Annotated in this window: 9 protein-coding genes; 7 read left to right on the top strand and 2 right to left on the bottom strand. The window is 58.5% G+C overall.

Features of this window, described 5'->3' with window-relative positions; genetic code table 11:
* Positions 1-62 precede the first annotated feature (62 nt).
* Complete coding sequence (locus J3489_RS23375; protein WP_207002109.1) at positions 63-1,088, bottom strand: helix-turn-helix transcriptional regulator; 1,026 nt, start codon at positions 1,086-1,088, stop codon at positions 63-65.
* Between the two features lie 81 nt (positions 1,089-1,169).
* On the bottom strand, positions 1,170-3,206 hold the full coding sequence (locus tag J3489_RS23370) for an AAA family ATPase (protein ID WP_207002107.1): 2,037 nt from the start codon (positions 3,204-3,206) through the stop codon (positions 1,170-1,172).
* Between the two features lie 476 nt (positions 3,207-3,682).
* Here J3489_RS23370 and J3489_RS23365 point away from each other — a divergent pair, with 476 nt between their 5' ends.
* The 7 genes from J3489_RS23365 to J3489_RS23335 all read left to right on the top strand — a co-directional run bounded on the left by J3489_RS23365 (position 3,683) and on the right by J3489_RS23335 (position 15,859).
* Entirely contained in the window at positions 3,683-4,096 is a 414-nt protein-coding gene (locus tag J3489_RS23365; protein WP_207002105.1) for a hypothetical protein, read from the top strand.
* A gap of 155 nt (positions 4,097-4,251) precedes the next feature.
* The gene (locus J3489_RS23360) at positions 4,252-4,932 is read left to right on the top strand and encodes a hypothetical protein (RefSeq protein WP_207002103.1); all 681 of its coding nucleotides are present in this window, start codon (positions 4,252-4,254) and stop codon (positions 4,930-4,932) included.
* Positions 4,933-5,153: 221 nt separating this feature from the next.
* Positions 5,154-6,812 (top strand): phage tail family protein, encoded by a 1,659-nt coding sequence (locus J3489_RS23355; RefSeq protein WP_207002102.1) that lies wholly within the window; start codon positions 5,154-5,156, stop codon positions 6,810-6,812.
* A 4-nt stretch (positions 6,813-6,816) separates the two neighbouring features.
* Positions 6,817-7,851: a coiled-coil domain-containing protein gene (locus J3489_RS23350; RefSeq protein ID WP_207002100.1), complete on the top strand. Its 1,035-nt coding sequence runs from the start codon at positions 6,817-6,819 to the stop codon at positions 7,849-7,851.
* Between the two features lie 235 nt (positions 7,852-8,086).
* Positions 8,087-9,385 carry a hypothetical protein gene (locus tag J3489_RS23345; protein ID WP_207002098.1) on the top strand — a complete coding sequence of 433 codons (1,299 nt, stop codon included), beginning with the start codon at positions 8,087-8,089 and terminating at the stop codon, positions 9,383-9,385.
* Positions 9,382-11,415 carry a phospholipase D-like domain-containing protein gene (locus J3489_RS23340; protein ID WP_207002097.1) on the top strand — a complete coding sequence of 678 codons (2,034 nt, stop codon included), beginning with the start codon at positions 9,382-9,384 and terminating at the stop codon, positions 11,413-11,415. The genes J3489_RS23345 and J3489_RS23340 overlap by 4 nt, the downstream gene beginning before the upstream one ends.
* Positions 11,405-15,859, top strand: a complete 4,455-nt coding sequence (locus J3489_RS23335; RefSeq protein WP_207002095.1) for a DEAD/DEAH box helicase — start codon at positions 11,405-11,407, stop codon at positions 15,857-15,859. The genes J3489_RS23340 and J3489_RS23335 overlap by 11 nt, the downstream gene beginning before the upstream one ends.
* The last annotated feature ends 276 nt before the right edge of the window (positions 15,860-16,135 follow it).

The raw sequence follows: 16,135 nt of genomic DNA, 5'->3' as shown, positions 1-16,135 counted from the left end.
CATTGGGACAGAATATGTCCGATCAGGTGCCGGGGACATGACAGGTCCATTTCAGCGATGGATCACACTCTACGCCGTCGATAGAGGTCATGGAGCGCGCGCGCTTCCTGAGCCAATTCGTCACGCAATTCCGACGGCTCGATCACCTCGACTTGCGGCCCGAACGAGCGGATCCACCACCGCAGGCGCTGGCTCAACATCACGGTGCCCGTCACCTCAAGCACATCACCCGTACGCTCGACCTTCTGATCGTCGGACAGCCTGGATTCCAACAGGTGATCGCCAGCACCGTCGCGGAAACGCAACCGAAGCCTGATCTGGCCGTTCGGGAAGAAATCGAATTGGCGTTGGTGCTTCACATAGTCGTCGAGCGAGAACGTGCGCGGATAAGTGAACGATTCGTCCTGCAACACGGCCGCGGCCATTCGGTCGAGCCGGTAAAGCGTCGGATCGCGCTTGCCCTCGGTGCCGCCGACGAGATAAACCAGGCCCCCGACTTCCACGAGACCGAGCGGCAGCAAGATCCTTTCGCTATCGGACTCGTCACCGCGCTTGCGGTATTGGACATGCAGCTTGCGTTCGTGAAACAGCGCCTGCGACACGGCCGCGAACACTTCTGGCTCGATCGTCGGGTGCTCGAGCGGAAAGGCGCCGGGCTCGACCGCCACCTTCGACAGCCACTTCCCGTGATGCTCCTGAGTAGCGGCATGAGCGCGCGCAAGCTTGTCTTCGGCGACCTCGAACATCCCCGAAAGCGATTGCGCAACGAGTACCGGAATCTGACGTGATGAGAAGCGCTTGAGCACCTGCAAGGCCAACGCCTCGTCGAAGCGCATCATGGCACCGGCTTTTGCCGCCATACCGCTCGCCCCGGCCCGCTTCTTCCAGTAGAGCGCGCGGCCACGCGACTCGCAATACACAAGGCCCTGATTCTCCAGCGCCTGCAGGCCTCTCAATGCTGCCTTGTCGTAGCGGAATGGCAGACCGGCGCGAGCCAGCGCATCGCGCACCTGGGGTGTACTCATGCCCTCGACGCCCGGCCCCTCGGTCGGCAATACGGCAATGATCTCCGAATCGTGTTTCCCCATTCCCCGAGCCCCGATTGTTATAAACGCGGCGAGTCTGGCATGGGCAATGGCGCGTTTCAAGTGGTTTCGCCTCGCGCGTACTTAGACGAAGCCGATGGGTGCCGCGCCGCGCTGCTTGACGTTGCATTCCGCAGCCAGCGCGCGTGCGAAATCAGCAGGCGAACGCAACGGGCTCAAGCGGTGGCGCCGGATAACGGACGCGAATTCTCCCGGGGTCAAGGTATCGAGCCGCGCGAGCTGCCGCTCGCACTCCGCGTCCGGCACACCGAGGCCGAGTGCGCCGCAGCGATCCGCAAACAGCGCGCGCCGTTGCTGGGTCGACAGATAGTCAAAATGCAGCTTGACGTCGAAACGCCTCAGCGCGGCCTCGTCGAGCGCGTTCAGCAGGTTCGTCGACATGACCAGCACGCCCGTGAAGTTCGCGATTTGCGTCAGCATCTCGTTGACGGCCGTCACTTCCCAGCCATACCGGCTCCCGGCGCGATCGCGCAGGAAGCTGTCGGCTTCGTCGACGCAAAGCAATGCGCCGTCGCGTGCCGCTTCCTCGAAGGCCAACGCGATGTTGCGCTCGGTTTCGCCAACAAAAGGCGAAATCAGGTCCGACGCGCGCTGGGACAACAGCGGCACATCCATCTCGTCGGCGAGCCACGCGGAGAAGGCGGTCTTGCCGGTGCCAGGCGGCCCGTAAAGACAGAGACGCGCGGATCGCGTCCGAATCACACCGCGAGCGAGCTCAGGAAGGTCGGCGTCCACATTGACGTAGGCAAGGTCATAAGCGCCGGTCGGCGGCGCCGCGGTGATCTGCGACAAGCTCGCATGGCCTTGCGCCTTCAAGGTGCCGCTGACGAGCCGCTCGAGCGTCTCGTTGAAACGTTCCGGCGGCCAGTCGTCGGCCACTTCAAGGAGCACCGCCGCTGCACGCGCCACGACGCCCGGCGTCAACGCACTGTGCCTCGAGATCCGGTACGCCGTGCTGTCGAGCAGATGGCTGCCGCACGCGGCGTGGATAATGCGCTCGCGCATGCGCGAGGGCGGCAGCGGCATCTGCAGCACCATATCGAAACGGCGTACAAAGGCCGGGTCGAGCCCGGCGACCGAATTGGACAGCCACAAGGTCGGAACCGGATTGTCTTCGAGTGCCCGGTTGAGCCAGGCTTTGCGCGTGCGCGCAACACTGCGCTCGTTCGGTCCGCCGTCGGAAAACACGTCCTCCGCCTCGTCGAACACGATCAGTACCGGCTGCTCGGTGAAGAACGCCTGTGCGGCACGAAACGCCCGCAGGCGCTGGTCGCCGAGCACGGCGTCGCCCTCCTCATCTCCGCCGGTGACCTCGTAGAGGGAGAGGCGCAATGCCCGGGCCAACATTCGCGTCAACTCGGTCTTGCCGGTACCCGGCTCGCCGTAGACGAGCACGTTGGCGCCGCGCCGGCGCGTGAGCGACACACGTTCGAAATACGACCGCATCAACGTCAACTGCTCGCCCAGGTGCGCGAAGTCCACCATCGACAGCGTGGCCCGCGGTGCGAGCGTGACCATGCCGCGCAGCAGGTCGACCGGGTCGATGACGTCCGATACGACCTGGTCGGCAAAGCTGTCGGAAAGCAGGTCGAGCTTGGCGGCGACGTTCCAGCGTTGTTTGCGGTCGACCGTCAGCAGCCCGGAGCGGGCCAGCGCACCTTGCGGCGACAGCGCGGCGCGCACCGTTTTCTCGGAGATGTCGAGAACCGCGGAGAGCACGTGAAAAAGCTTGGCCGAGGTCAAATCGCCAACCCAGTCACTCATCAAGTCCAGCACCCGATCGGTGTGGACCAGCGCGCCAAATGTCAGGATGCGAGTCTCGGCGTCCGACAGGCCGACCAGCGCCTGAAGGCGTTGCATGTTGACGGCGAGGATTTCAGGCGGCGCGGCGTCCCCGGCGCTCTCTTCGGCTTCGGTCAGGCGCTCGCAAAGGAGCTGCACGGCGGCATCCTCGTCGAATGCCGAGCCGGGCGGGACGCTGGCATTGTCAGCGTGGGGTTCGACCGGAATCGCATATCCGTTGTCTTCGTCCTCGCCCTCATCCTCGTCGTCCTCGGAAGGGTCTGCCTGGGCCTTCGACTGACTATGCAAGTGCGGCAAGGTCAGGGCGCGCGCGACCAGGTCGCTGGCCCATCCCCGCGTCGCGCAGGTACTCCGTGCTCATGTCGTTGCTCGTGTGGTTGGTCTGCAAGCTTTGGCTTGCTTGGCAGAGTTGGTGTTATAGGGACTCTCAGGTTCGTTGTTTATGCGGTACGGCACGCAACGCTCGTTTCCGGAAGGCAGTTGCTCTTCTACGATGAACCAGACGAAGGGCATCGTACGACCGCTTAGGGACACTTCCCGTCTCGATCGCGCGGGCACCATTCAGCGCGTCGGTCGTACCGTAACGACCCGGCGTGGACCAAAAATGCCTGGAGACGTCGACGCTCCTCTCCTCGCGAGAATTGATAGCAACCACGAGGACATCATTTGTCTCAATGGGCACCGACAATAGTCGGTCTCCGTCTCGCAGCCGATCAATGACCTAGTTGATTGGTCAGAGGCGTCTGGCGCAGTTTTTACCGTCGGAGGATTGGATGCCGCAGTTGATCGAGCATATTGACGCGATCGCGCGTCGCAAGCAGCGCGACGCGCTGTTCGTCACGTTCTTCGACGCCCCCGCCGGCGAGCGTTCGCCGCACCACTGGGAGGCGCACCCCGCGCGTGCGGCACTCATCGCATGGCTCGATGCCCATGGCTACGTGTGGGAGTTCTGTGGGGAAGTCGCGGATGAAAGGGTGATGCGCAGCTATCGCGGGTCGATCTATATCAATGTTCCATTTGATCGCGAGGATCCAGGGTATCGCGAACTCGAAGCCTTCCTCGAGTATCCGGACGGGTCGCTGCGCTTTCCCCATATGCGCTTCCTCGTCATCAGCCTCGAGTACGCTCGAAAGAACGCTCACCACGACGAACCGGGGTTTTGGGAACGATGGGCTGAGGATTTTTGAACGGAAACCATCTACCGCGCCAGGACCATCCCGAAACGCGCGGCAGTTCTGCGAACGCATCGCGCCGCCAACACTTCAGAAATTGAAAACACTGCCGATAAGTCGATGGCGAGAGCGAATGGGCACGTGGCAGTCTAACAAAGCAAAAACGCAAAATGCCAATAGAAATCAATGACATCCCAGACTTGTACAAGCGTTATCGGTGGCACAACCGGCACAGTCTGTGGGGATATGACACCGACCAGTTCCCTAGCTTTGAGTGGATTAGTAGCCTTGAGCGTCGGTTTGCACGCGTCGTTGCTGTTCCTCCGGCTGAGACGCCCGTCTATCTGATTCGCGAAATGATCCACTGGGGTGGCAGCCAGAACGGCGTGCTCGAGAAATTCGAGTTGCAGTTGGGCAGCTACGACCTCGGACAGGCCTTCTGGAAGGTATGCAGCGCACTCGACGACACCGAAGCCGCTATCGATGCAGCCTTGGACATACCCGGCATGGGGCTTTCCTACGCCTCAAAGTTGCTCCGATTCTTGCGGCCCGAGACTTATGGGGCACTCGATAGCCAGATTCGAAGGTACCTGGCGAGCGCCCAGCTTGAAGTCCCGTTTCGTCGCGTCTTCGATGGCAACCGAAACAGCATGCGAGAAGGGTACAAATCGTTCATTAGCATCTTGTCCAATCTGAAAGATAGGCTTGAGACCTCACAAGCTCTGCGTCCTGGAGAAGACAACAAACCGCTGCCGTGGAGGGCCGCCGATATCGAAATGGCACTCTTTCAGTTGGCCCTCGAGGGGGGAGCCGGACGATCGCAAGACGCGAACGACGAATTGGAACGTTAACCTGCACACGATCGTGACCTCGACCTACACGCAAGTCGAGTGCTCAATCCCGACGTAGGGATGGACAGGATCGGATGCGTCAGCGATCCGCTAGTCTGCATATTTGCGCGAGGTGGATAGCCAAATGCAGCGTCACACACCGCGTGCCTAAAAGTTTCCGCTGAGGAGTCGATATATCGACTAGCGACATCCTGGCAAAAACGTGTCGAACACAAACCACCATGGATTCAAACGAGACCACATCATTCAAGACGTTTCCCGAGACTGGATTAGCCGGCGTCTTGGGCGAACCCTCGCCCGCTAGCCTTACAGTGCCGGCTGACGTACGGAATACGCCCTCCATTCCGAACGCGCGTCAACTACGGGAACAACGTCTGGACGAACTTATGACGAGTTGCCGCGAACAGGTGCTGCAGCAGATCATCGGGCCGTTCGGTCTAACGCCAGCGATGTTCGACGACAAGCTCGGTGGCAATGTGACGACCCAGCATAATGCTGAGCGGGACATATTCGCGAAGGAGTCAGAGCAGTACAAGCGAACGGACTACGATTACTCCACGGCAAAGAAACAGAAAAAGCAGCAGATGGTCAAGGACGGGACCATGAACTCTCAAGAGTTTTTGGATGCTTACACCAGCCAGAAAGCTCCGACCAAGCGCGTCGACAAAGACGGCAAGCTCGTGATGGACGCCGAACTCGACCACACTGTATCGATGAAAGAGGCACACCAGCAAGGCGGCTGGATGAAAGACAAGACCGGCCGCAAACAAATGAGTTCAGAACCGGACAATCTGACCTATACGACCCACGCGACCAACAATGAGAAGCGCGCGCAACGACCGGAGGAGTATCTGTCCACCGAGAACGGATTCGACGAATCGATCACAAAGCCAATTGTCGAGAAGGCTCGAACCGCGATAGACAAGCATATGCCGACAGCGAAAGAGCGCGTGGTCTATCACGGCAAGGAATTGCTGGTGACCGGTGCGGCGGAAGCAGGAAAGAACGCCCTGCGGCAAGCAATTGGCGTGCTTATGTTCGAGTTCGTCAACGGGTCGTATCTCGAGATTGCAACGATCGTCAAACAACCTGCGCAAGAGGCCAAACTCGTCGATCGCATTGTAGATGCGATGAAGCGCGTGCTCGAAAGAGTCAAAAGCAAATTGCGTGATGCGTTCGACGCATTGGTGTCGGGTGGCGTTCAAGGCTTCATCAGCAACTTCCTCACTTTCGTCATCAATAACGTTATTACCACGTCGGCAAAAATCGTTTCCATCATTCGCGAAGGCATCAAAGGCATCTGGGCTGCATTGAAGTTGATCGTGTCACCGCCACCAGGCACGACGGGCATGGACGTCGCGCGCGCGGCGACCAAACTCATCGCAGGCGTCGTGACTTCCGGACTCGGGATGATGTTCGAGCAGTCGGTCCGCGGATTCATCATGTCGCTCCCCCTGTTGGCACCGCTCGCGGAAATGCTCGCACCGGCAGTCACCGGCATCCTGACGGGGCTGATGACGGCGCTGACTATCTTCAGCATCGATCGGCTGTTCGATTGGGCGTCGGACAAAGGAACGCAATTCCTCGAAGCGCAACTCGGGAACGCCGACGCGGATGCGGCCCTGATCGGCCAAATGGCCACGCTGATCGATTCGCAGTTTTCCCAATCGCAGGTGTATGAACAGGTTGCGCGTGAGAACGACACGATCGCGTCGACATATATTCAGAACGAGCGAAGCATGGTCTCGGCTCTGGAACTGGCACGAACGACTGGTGGACTTAGAGTCGACACGGCTGCAATCATCGAGGAAGCACGAGCACTCAGAAAGGAAACCGATGACGCGCTCGAAAATCTTTTGATTCAATACTCACTGGGCTAAAAAAGTGGCAGACATCATTGAACAGATGGCGCAGCTTGACGTACCACAAGAGTTGCTGGGGACCGTCAACGTCGATGAGGTGCTCAATAGGTTTCGGCGCATCTTTCGACAACTCGACGACCTGAAGAAGTTCCGCACTCAACACGAGGAGCGCAACGCGTGGTCGCGCTGGTGGAACAGCGACCAACTCGAGACCGCTCAACTCGACGCACAGCAGGTACAGGCGGAGTTCTCGAAGACGCTGGGGCAACTGATGGTTATCAGCATGTTCCAGGCGCGAAGGCTGGAAAGCCAGCAAGGACAACTTCTAAACCAGCAACGCGAGATCAAGCACTTATCGGAGAGCATCGAGCGAAATGCTAAGGAATTGGCGGACGAGCACTCTAAACTGTATGAGCAAGGCGACGAACTAAAACGCCTCGTCCGAGATTCATTTGACATCCAGTATACGCTCGAGACTGAGCGCAAATTGCTCGTGCTCGCATCTCAAGTCGCAAAAAGTAAAGACCATCTGGTTGCTGCCTTCGACGAAAGACTGACGGAGGCTCGAAAGCTATCCGAACAGACGGAGCGGATTGCAGTTGCATCTATTGAGCGCCTCACTGAGAGCTTTGATCAGCGCGTGGCTGAACTGGATGCTCACGTTCGCGCGGAAATGGAAAACTTCATTCATCAATGCCGCGAACTGGAGACCCGTTGGACAGGACGCGTAGACACCGTACAGAAAGACGTTGCAGCGCAGTTGAATGCGGTGACGGAGAGAGTACAGACATTTGAGCTGGATTTGAAGGCGGTAGCGATGGAGCGAGCAATCGATCGACAGACTACCCAGCAGGCGGTTGGTAACCTCCATCATGAGTTAAACGAACTTCGCGAAGTGCTAGCGGAGCAATCGACGGCACTGCAGAAATCAAAGGAGTGGGCGGCAGGAAAGGTGCGCCGAATTCACTTGTCCATTATCGGGACAATTGCAGTCTTTACAGCGGTTTGGTTCGGCGTCGGGTATATGGTCCTCAACCACGTTTCCGCGACTCAATAACCCGGTGGACGAGACATATATGCGAAAGTACCTTGTTTTTGAGGAACGCGATTCAGACATCACTCCACTATCTTGAAGGTCGCCTTCCTGACTTTCGAACGTTCGGCAAGGGTCGTGCAAACTCGACATTCGCGTGCCTGTCCGCAGCGACGATTTCGGCTTACCTAGTCCACTCCGCGATACCAACAGTTACGTCAATTGCGTCCTTCCACGCCATGAATCCGATCGCCGCCCGATGACTGAACTCGACCGAAGCATCACCGCCAACGCCGTCGCCATCGGCTTGCCTTACTTCACGGAACCTGATCCTGCGTTAAGCCGCTCCTCCGGTGGCCGCGATCCACTTGGGCTCTTGCCTGTATGGAGCGCGTTCGGACGAAAGCTCGTTCCTCACGTGGCGTCACCTGTCGGGCAAGTCAACGGTATCAAAGCCGTGGTTCTAATTCAGTGGCTCGCTCACGAGCAAGAGAAACTTCGACCCTTGCTTGCCGATGACGATGCGCCCCGCAAGTTCTTTCGGCTGATGGAAGGTCTTGTCGAGTACTGGCTTTATCACAACGATCGCCCTTACTGCTTCGGCAGCAACACGCTCGCCGCCGAACAGAGGGACTTTTATGTGACGACTAAATCCGGCAAGACCGTCGCGAACGGCCTGTACCAGTACTACCGCGGCACCAGTCGACGCGCCGGTCTGGTCGACGACAACTGGAAAGTCAAGCCCGAAGTATGCAGAGAACTAGATCGTCACTGGACTCCGAAAGCCACGGATGAACTGCTCCGTGCGCTGACGGGCCCTCTCGCGCATGCGAAGACCCCTCTCGTACCGCAACGCCACCTTGATGGCACAGCGCTGTCGAAGGCGCTCGAGCGCACTTTCGACGACGACACACTGCTGCCCACACTACAGGAGAGTCTTTTCGGCCAAGACTTCCAGCGAACCCTCGCGCGCGATTTCCTAGCGCTGAGAAGAGCATCGAAGACGGAAGGCCTGAGCTTCGAGCAGCGCATCCGCCTTCTTCAGTCAGAAGAACTGGTGCTCGACATCGAATGCGTGCTCCGTTGCGAGCCGTTCCTATTAGTGATGCAAGACGTGTTCGACTTCGTGCGTGGATCGCCCGGCAAGAAACTTGAGCAACTCGCAAGCGACCTCGAAGCAATGTTCTCGCAAATGCGCGAGCGTGCTGCGGCTTTCCAGCATCTCGGAAGTGAACTAGAAACACCTCGGATGAAGCAGATGCAGGTCCTCGCCGGTATCCTCGCGGCTAGCGCGCCCACCGCCAGTTCCGCCGCGCGCCGAGCGTGTCTGATCGCGTTCACGCGCGAGTTGGTGGACTATCACAAGCGATGCATGGCTGAGCGCGGGCGCGATTCGCTGGCGCTGATCGAAGGCGACGTCATCGTGCTGCCGGTCGTAGGCGACCGCAATCCACAGGACGCAAAAAAGCGGCTCGTCGACGGCTTTCCGTGGATGAACGATTACTATCTCAATACCGCGTCGAATCTTTACGCGCAAGTTTTCGGAGAGCCGGCATGAGCGCAGCGCCACCCAAAATTGATCCGGTGATGCGCGGTACGCTCGAGCATATTCGCGACCGCTTTTCAGCGGACCATCCACGCTATGTCCTCTTCACGACTTTCAACTTCGCGTCGCAATTCTTCGAGGCAAACGTGTTGCCGCTGCTGGTGGGTGATACGGTCGATGAACTGAAAGGGACATCGGAAACACGTTATGTGATCAACGAAGATTTGAGTGTCATTAAGTGTCTGGTGGCATGCGATCGCTCGACGTGCCCCGAGCCCAAAGGCGATATGCGTTACGGCCTACTGCCAGTCGGACTCCCCGAAGGCCGCTTCCATCCAAAGCTTATGCTGATGGCCGGCACGCTGAAGCAAACGCAGGAAAAGGGTTTGTGGCTGTCCGTCGGCAGCGGGAATCTCACACTGTCCGGTTGGGCGGTGAATCGCGAGGTCGTGGGCATGACCGTGGTCGCACGCCAACACGCTGATGAATTGCGCCCGTTACTGGTCTGGCTCGCAAACCAGGCGGAGCGCCACTTCACATCAGCGGATGGCGAAACGCTCGAAGAGGAAGGCGATGTGCGCGCGATCCTCACGGCGCTGCTCGAAGCGCTCTCCGACGCCAGCCAAGTCGCGTCAGACACCGCGGACATGCCGACGTTACATCTGTCGCTGCCGTTTGAACGCGATACAAGACATTCTTTGCTTGACGCATTAAAGGGACCGCGGTCTTGGCGCGCGGCGACGGTCGTGTCTCCGTATTGGAGCGGCGTCGAAACGCTCGTACAAAAACTCGGAGTCGGCGAATGCCGCTTCGTGCCGTCGCTCAACGCCGACGGCAAATACCGGTTCCCAGTCGAAACGCTCAGCGCGTCGCCGGGCTATCGGCGTGGATTTCGCAAATTCTGCACGGATGGCGAGCGCTACACGCACGCTAAGGCGCTGATGCTCGAGGACGGTACCGAAGCGCGCGTGCTTTGCATCGGCTCCGCGAACTTCACAGAGGCAGCGATGCTCGCGCCTCAAGGCCAGTCGCTCGCGAACGTTGAGGCGATGTTTCGTTACGACCTAAAGAATGGTACCGATCCCTGGAACGGTCGCTTTCACCCGCTGGACGAAAACGAATTAGAACCATCCGAGGCGAGGCAAGATGAGGACAACGCGCCGCCTCTTCCCCCTTTCGATGCCATCGTACTGTGTGACTGGAGGGCACGCGTCTTTTGCGCTCAATTGACCATTACGAGCAACCAATCGATTCGTGACATTGTTCTGCGAGTCGATAGTTTCGAGTATCAGTTTGCCGCGACGCCGGCAGGCGAAATGCAGACGATGCCTCCCCTGCCGTTCAAGGGCGCACAACCGGTGCGTTCGTTCTCGGTCTCATACACGTCTGGGAAAGACGGCACGGCAACATTTCGAGGTCTCGTCACACAGGTTAACGCCTTGCCCGACGAACTGGGCTACCAGCCTCGTCCGCGCTTGAAGAAAGTTCTCGAACTATTGCGCAGTCTCAATCCCGATGCCCCAGATGGCAAGACGCGTGAACGTGCCGCGCTTGGCCTCGGCGGTGGCGACGGCGAAGAGGAGTCGGCGGAGCCAACTTTCGATTTCTTTGGTCTGTTCCAAGGTACGTGGAAGTTGCGCGAGTTCTACCAGAGGCCGGACAGCGCGGGTAAGAACCGCGATCCCTATGACAAGCAGGCACCGTACGGCGCGGCGAATCTTTACCGCGCAATAACCCTACAACCCGCAACGACCCCCGAGGAAAAGATCGGCCGATATATCCAACTGATGGAAATGCGTGACGTCGTGAATCGACTGGATGGAACCGGCCAATATAGGTCAAGCCCGTTGTTCCTGAAGGATATTGACGAGAAGATCGACGAACTCCATGGCGACATGGTGTCTCTGATTGGCAACTCACCTTCGTTCATCTCGATGTTCGGGACGGCAACACCCGAACGGATCAATGACTTCCTCGGATGGTTCCGCCGCGAGATCACCAAGGAGATAAGTCAGAAAACCGGAGCGCCGCATGCCGAATAGCAAAAACCTCATCCCCGCCCAACTGACTGCGGGAATGGTGCGGTCGTACATCGATTTCGACGGACACGATGCAGCGCGCTCGGCGAAAGCCAGTCTGCAGGCCAAGCTGCAGAGCCAAGGTGTCGCTGGCCTCTGGCATCTACTCGAGCTAAAGGGCTTCGCCTATCTATCCGACGAAGTCGGCATGGGAAAAACGCGCCAGGCTATGGGCGTGATCGCGACTCAATTCCTGCGCAAGCCGGATTCGCGGGTGGTAATCGTCTGTTCGAGCGCGACGCTGCAGCGCCAGTGGCAAAGCGAGTGGTCGGAGTTCCTGCGCACGTGTTACACGCTGCTCGATGATCGGCTCCTCAGTTCCGCCGACGCCAGCCAACTCGAGGAATTGCACCTCCACCATAACCTGCGTGACTTCATTAAGGCGCTGCAACTCGGCGATGCACGAATTCACCTGCTGAGGTATTCGTCTTTCAGCCGACCGCTCACGTTCAAGGGCACCGATCCCGAATCGATATTGGCAGAATATGCGGCGCTCGTCGGCGTGCCGGACACGGGGGATCTGGAGGAGGACGAAAGGGCAATTGTAGAGAGCTTCTCTGAACGATCGGATACGTGGAAGGAGGACGCGACACACGCGCTCGGCGCGGCTTACTGCCGGCGCATTGGAGTGTTGCTAACCAACGGCACGACGATCGACGAAAACTGCGAACCGATACCTAACCAGCCGCTCGACCTCGTGATCTTCGACGAAGCGCAGTACTTGCGGCACACGGGTAACTATCAAAATCGGCACATCAACCAGATCTTTCGGCGGCATGTCGAGCGCTGGCTGTTCCTGAGCGCCACGCCATTACACTCCAGCACGCGCGATATCCGGAGCCTCGACACCTATCTTTGCCGCAGAGTGTCGGTCGCTGAGATCGGCGGTCGCGAGCGCGCCGTACAAATCCCGCGCGACTGCGTTGATTGCGAACATCAGGCTCGCTGCGGTCGCATCACGTGGCAACTTGATTCGCAAGCAGGCACCAAGCCCGACGTGGTGGAACTGCTAGGCCAGATGATGGTGCGTCGCACGCGAACCTATGCCGATAGCCAGGACAATCGTTACGGCAAAATCCAGTACCGGAAATACGAGCGAGTGCGGTATTCAGGTGCCGACGATCCGTTCCTCGCGCTGACTATGGCACTTGTCCAGAAGCAACTGGTCGGTGCGCTTGCGGGCAAACAGAACAAGTTCCGACAAGGCGAGTGCGCGTCGTTCGAGTCGCTCTCAACATCGGTAGGGCGGATCATTGGCCGCAAAAGGGCTGCAATGTCTGACCCTGAGGTGGCGCGCGAGTATGAAGCGGCTCGCGACGGCAAGCAAAGCAAGCAGAACGACGAACCGAACATAGCGCTGGACCGCACCGTCATCGACGATCTGAATCACAGTTTTGTGAAAGCGATGACGCGCCTGAACCGGTCGCTACCAATCGTATCGCGGTCTGTTGCGTTGCCTCACGCCAAACTCAACCGCACCACTGACGAACTTTTTGAGCGCAGTCTGAAAGACGGTAGCAACGACAAGACGCTAGTGTTCGTACGTCGCATCGACACAGTCGAGGAGATTCGCGATCTGCTGAACGTGCGGTTCCAGCAGCAGGTCGATCAGCGGATCGCCGCATGGCGAACTTTGCTTGTCAAGCCAGAGTTCGAGGAGCGGAGCAAGTCATTATGGGATTCGGGTGGATCTTGGTGGAACCGAGCGGATGACTCGGGCGACGCGCTTGACGAGGAAAGCGTCGAAATCCCCACGCAGGCGCTCGACAGTCACGAGGACAACGATTTCGGAACATCAGGAGAGACAGGGAGTGGCAGCCCGTATCGCGACGCGGTCAGCCTGCCTTACTTTGATGCGTTGAAACGGGCCTCGGGTATCAAGGAGCACCATGGGAAGCTCGTCTCATTTGGCTCGCGACTTCTGAGCGCGAAGGATCCGTCTCAGAAGCCCCTTCGCGGATTTCTCTTGAAACGACCCGAAAGCAGCAGTGACGAGGCCGTTTACGCGCATGAAGCAATTTGGGTAAAGAACGGTGAACGCTGGCTGCGTTTCTTGACGGCCATTCTCGGCGTAGAACGCCTGACCCAACTTCGCGCCGACAGCACGCAGGCGTGGCTTTTCGCAAACACCACGCATTCGTCCCCGGATGCATGGAAGCTCGCCGCCTTGCAACTATGCCTACTGCAGTCGATGCGGCAGACCGACTTTATCGTAGATCTCTATATCCTCAACACGCACGTCTCAAGCACACCCGATGGCGCAACTGAACTGCCCGACAAACTCCTGTGGATGCTCGAGAATGCCCAAGCGTCGGTTTTGCGTGAACTGGCGACGTATATCGCCAACTGGAAGGAAAGGTTCCGGCGCTGGATCGAGCACTTCGACCTTATCGTCGATAAATGTTTGCGCAGCGGAACGGCTGTCGGCTGGGAGCAAATTTGCCTCGAACGCGTACACATGGCGTTTCGCCTGATGTCGCCGGTGATTGGACGATCGAGTCGACTGGAAAACCAAAACGCCGTTACGCAGTTTAAGTTTCCGACCCACCCAAATGTACTTGTTTGCACGGACGTGCTAAAGGAAGGCGTCGACATGCACCTCTTCTGCGACAACATCGTACATTACGGTGTCGCGTGGACGTCAGGCGACCTTGAGCAGCGTATCGGACGGATCGACCGTCTTGGGAGTCTAATCGGAAGACGAATCGAAAACTACGCGAGTGCGCAACAGGGAAAAACTGAAGGGCTGCCACGCCTCGGTGTGACATTCCCCTATCTCGACGGTACGCTTGATCGTTATCAGGTGGACCGCGTGATCAGGGAAAAGATTGCCAGCGACCTGCGGATGGATCTTGGCAAGCGTAAGGATGAGATTGGCGAACTTGATGTCAACTCGCTTGATGCTGATGATTCGATACTCGCCACTCCCATCACGAGCGAAAAGCGTGAAAATGCAGTCTTTTTTCCCGACACCGCGAAGTTTGTGCAGGACGGCGACGCGGCAGTGCCGATTGCATTGCCGCTTGAGGTCCGGCCCAAACGTGCGGGCGAGAACGTGCTACCCATACAACTTGCCGCAGAAACTTCGCTGGAATCGAGCGCGTACTTGCCTGCGTTCGATTGCACGCGTGTACGACAAATGGTCACTAGTGGATCGAACGTTCTGAGGTTCTCGAGAGCATCTGCGAAGGATCCGCAGATCCAGAGCACGGAGGAGGTTCTGGTTCCGTCTACGGCTGATCTGGACGGGTCTCCAGCCACGGCGCTTCGTGACGCCGGCCCGGCGGGCGTGCGCCACGTACCCGACAGCCGGTTCGTATTCGATCGTTCGCACAACACGGTTGCGTGCGAGGTAGACGTGTCGTTCGCCATCACTGCCGGCGGGAGCGTGAACCGCAAAGTGCTGCTTGAGTCGATCGGCGGCAAGTTTTGGTTGCTGCGTACGGCTATATGTGCAACCGAAGCGGTGCGCAAAATCCAAGATGGGAAAAATGTGCCGCGATGGCTTGCGGGGCAAAACCGCGAGCGGCGCTGGGGTTATTTGATTGAGGATGCGGGCATCGTCTGGTTCGCGGTGATGGTGCGCGAGGCCGGCGGCGCCGAATGGCGCCCGCTCGCGCAACTCGCTGGGCACGCCGGACGGATGGCGCTCTTTTACCGAAGTCTGATTACAAACGCAGCGGGGCATACAGAGGCTGCGTATCGATCGCGGAGTGCTTTTCCTTCTATCGATACGTTGGGTGCGGCCTATTCTGGCAGCAGTAACGTACGCGCTTCGCGGCTACTTAACAACGTTATTGACGGTGCCGTCTCCAATATGAAACACGAAGATCTGCTTGTTTGTGGACAGGTGCTTGCTGGGATTCGAGACTGGTTTTCGGAGGCGTTCAACTCGGTCCTGGAAGCTTTATATGAGGCGGACGGGGAGCCCTCAACACGCCGACTGACTGTGGCCCCCCTCAAGTTTCTAGAAGGCGGTCTCCTGCATTTAGGCACTGATGGGGCCGAACATTTCCGCTTGCAGGCATACCTGGACCTGAACGATGCAATGTCGGGCGGTAGGGTGTTTCCAGGACCCAAAATGCTGTGGGAACTAGCTGCAAGTCCGATTTCGAAAGGGCAGAGACCGGTTTTGCCACTATCGGAACTTCATGAGTTTCCTCACGCCTGGATGGATGCATGGGAAGGAGATCCGTCCGATGGGTGCAGCGTGTTCACGCACAAAGGGGACAAGTACCGTTTTATTGCGGTGTATCACGCACCTGGGTCATGGGACAGCTCTCGGGCTGGACTGCTGGACGCGTGGCAAGTAGTTCGAATGAAGATGCAGGCAGCCGCCAACTTCCAGAGGAAAGGCTGTCGCGATGCTTTCGTCGACGCTATCGGTGCAGTGAAAATGAACCTGTGAGTGGAAGCATTTGCCACGTCGCAGTCAACCGGGCCAACTGACTTGTCGCCGGATCGCCACGTGCTGGCCAGTGCGCCACCGCCATCAGCCTATGGTTTCAGTCAATCCGCTATCGTAGGAATCGCCCAGCCGTACCGGATTTGATCCACCGCCGCATTGATCGCCAGCCTCCTCAAATGGTCAGTCCGTGACTTGGCCGCCAGTCGGCTTCCTGGCACGGTGAAGTCCAAGCGCCGGGAGGCTTCGTAGTCGGTGGTCCGCTGACCTGCGTCGGGA

The organism is Trinickia mobilis (assembly GCF_017315705.1).
Classification (GTDB): Bacteria; Pseudomonadota; Gammaproteobacteria; order Burkholderiales; family Burkholderiaceae; genus Trinickia_A; species Trinickia_A mobilis.
Note: the sequence above shows the minus strand (reverse complement) of the source record. Positions and strands in the feature narration are given on the sequence as shown.